Source organism: Poseidonibacter ostreae (genome assembly GCF_009208075.1).
In the GTDB taxonomy this organism is placed as follows: Bacteria; Campylobacterota; Campylobacteria; order Campylobacterales; family Arcobacteraceae; genus Poseidonibacter; species Poseidonibacter ostreae.
In genome coordinates, this window is the sequence record NZ_WFKJ01000087.1 from 1 (window position 1) to 3,148 (window position 3,148).

A 3,148-nucleotide genomic window follows, 5' to 3' on the forward strand; every position below is an offset into this window, starting at 1 on the left:
TTAATAAGATAGTAAACCAAAGAATACTAAATAAGCCAAACGATCTATTAGTACTAGTCAGCTAAACGTCTTACAACGCTTACACATCTAGCCTATCAACCTCTTAGTCTTAGAGGGATCTTCAGGGAAAGTTAATCTTGGAGTTGGCTTCGTGCTTAGATGCTTTCAGCGCTTATCTCATCCGTACGTAGCTACCCAACGATGCTCTTGGCAGAACAATTGGTACACTAGTGGTACGTTCATCCCGGTCCTCTCGTACTAGGGACAAATCTCCTCAACTTTCCTACGCCCACGGAAGATAGGGACCGAACTGTCTCACGACGTTCTGAACCCAGCTCGCGTACCGCTTTAAATGGCGAACAGCCATACCCTTGGGACCTGCTTCAGCCCCAGGATGCGATGAGCCGACATCGAGGTGCCAAACCTCCCCGTCGATGTGAGCTCTTGGGGGAGATCAGCCTGTTATCCCCGGCGTACCTTTTATCCTTTGAGCGATGGCCCTTCCACACAGAACCACCGGATCACTATGACCGACTTTCGTCTCTGTTCGACTTGTATGTCTCACAGTCAAGCTAGTTTATGCCATTATACTCAACTGGCGATTTCCATCCGCCATGAACTAACCTTTGTAAGCCTCCGTTACTTTTTAGGAGGCGACCGCCCCAGTCAAACTACCCACCAGACATTGTCCTGAATGAGGATAACTCATCCCAGTTAGTAACTCAAATATTCAAGGGTGGTATCTCAAGGTTGGCTCCACTAGAATTAGCATCCTAGTTTCATAGCCTCCCACCTATCCTGCACATGAATATCCAAGCTACAGTGTCAAGCTGTAGTAAAGGTGCACGGGGTCTTTCCGTCTTTCCGCGGGTAGGAGGAATTTTCACCTCCACTACAATTTCACTGGATCCCTGGTTGAGACAGCTCCCATCTCGTTACGCCATTCATGCAGGTCGGTATTTAACCGACAAGGAATTTCGCTACCTTAGGACCGTTATAGTTACGGCCGCCGTTTACTCGGGCTTCAATCAAATGCTTCGATAAATCTAACATCATCAGTTAACCTTCGAGCACCGGGCAGGCGTCACACCTTATACATCCTCTTACGAGTTAGCAAAGTGCTGTGTTTTTGGTAAACAGTCGGGAGGGACTCTTTGTTGCAACCTCTTTAGCTTTCTGGAGCAAGTCCATATACCAAAGTAGGCACACCTTATACCGAAGATACGGTGCTAGTTTGCAGAGTTCCTTAACCAGGGTTCTTCCACGCGCCTTAGAATACTCATCCCACCCACCTGTGTCGGTTTACGGTACGGGCAACAAATAATATGCTTAGTGGCTTTTCTTGGCACGACAGTATCATCGATTCTCTATCTCCTCCGAAGAGTGTCAAGAGCCTGTAAGATCTCGGCTTCATGTAACCCGGATTTGCCTAAGTTACAGCCTACGTCCTTCGACCCACTATTCCATCAGTGAGCTCGATTAACTCTATGCGTCCCCACATCACGCTTATTTGTTGGTATTGAAATATTAATCAATTTGCCATCGTCTACCCCTTTCGGACTCGACTTAGGACCCGACTAACCCTACGATGACGAGCATCGCGTAGGAAACCTTGGGTTTTCGGCGTTGAGGATTCTCACCTCAATTATCGCTACTCATGCCTGCATGCTCACTTCTATCCGCTCCACTGCTCCTTGCCGGTACAGCTTCAACGCTGAATAGAACGCTCTCCTACCACTCAATATAGAATATTGAATCTAAAGCTTCGGTGCATATCTTAGCCCCGTTATATTTTCCGCGCAGAATCACTAGACCAGTGAGCTGTTACGCTTTCTTTAAAGGATGGCTGCTTCTAAGCCAACCTCCTGGTTGTCACAGTAACTCCACATCGTTTTCCACTTAGATATGACTTTGGGACCTTAGCTGTTAGTCTGGGTTGTTCCCCTCTCGACATAGGATTTTATCACCCTACGCCTGACTCCTGCGATTACACATATAGTATTCATAGTTTGATAGGGTTTGGTACCGCGGTAAGCAGCCCTAGCCCATTCAGTGCTCTACCCCTATATGCTACTACGCAAGGCTATACCTAAATATATTTCGGAGAGAACCAGCTATCACGAAGTTTGATTGGCCTTTCACCCCTATCCACAAGTCATCCGAGCACTTTTCAACGCACACCGGTTCGGTCCTCCACTGGCTCTTACACCAGCTTCAACCTGCTCATGGATAGATCACTTCGTTTCGGGTCTGCAGCATCTGACTAATTCGCCCTATTAAGACTCGCTTTCGCTACGGCTTCGCACTTGGCTTAACCTTGCCAGACACCACAACTCGCAGGCTCATTATGCAAAAGGCAGTCCGTCACCCTGATAAATCATAGGGCTCCGAATGATTGTAAGCTAATGGTTTCAGGTTCTATTTCACTCTCCTCGCTGGAGTACTTTTCACCTTTCCCTCACGGTACTTGTTCACTATCGATCTGTAAGTAGTATTTAGGATTAGAGGGTGGTCCCCCTAGATTCAGACAAAATATCACGTGTTCCGTCCTACTCAGGATACCAATAGAGCTATTGAACATTTCGATTACAGGAGTATCACCTTCTACGCTATAGCTTTCCAGCTATTTCATCTATATTCTCTAGTCTCATATCTTGGTCCTACAACCCCCTATGCAAGCATAGGGTTTGTCCTAATCCCATTTCGCTCGCCGCTACTTTGGGAATCTCTTTTGATTTCTCTTCCTCCGGTTACTGAGATGTTTCACTTCACCGGGTTTGCCCCTCTTACGAGGTAACATGAATCGCTCCATGCTGGGTTGTCCCATTCGGAAATTCACGGATCAAAGCTTCTTGACAGCTCCCCGTGACTTATCGCAGTCTAGTACGTCCTTCATCGCCTCTTACAGTCTAGGCATCCACCATTAGCCCTTAATAGCTTATAATAAACAGAATTAAATTCTGTCGCATTTTTGATAATTATTCTTTGGCTACTATCTTATTAAATATATATTCTCATATATAATTTCTAATATAGTTGTGTTCTATCTAATTGTTTAGATAATAAAATTTTATTTATTCAACTAATTTCATACGAAAATTAATTAAACGAAAAAATTAAAGACTTTAACATTATATTTTTAAATATC

The 3,148-nt window shown here is 45.1% G+C and carries 1 rRNA gene; it reads right to left on the reverse strand.

What is annotated here, in order from left to right:
* Positions 1–26: 26 nt before the first annotated feature.
* Positions 27–2,944: ribosomal RNA gene (locus GBG18_RS14835) — 23S ribosomal RNA — on the reverse strand.
* Positions 2,945–3,148 lie beyond the last annotated feature (204 nt).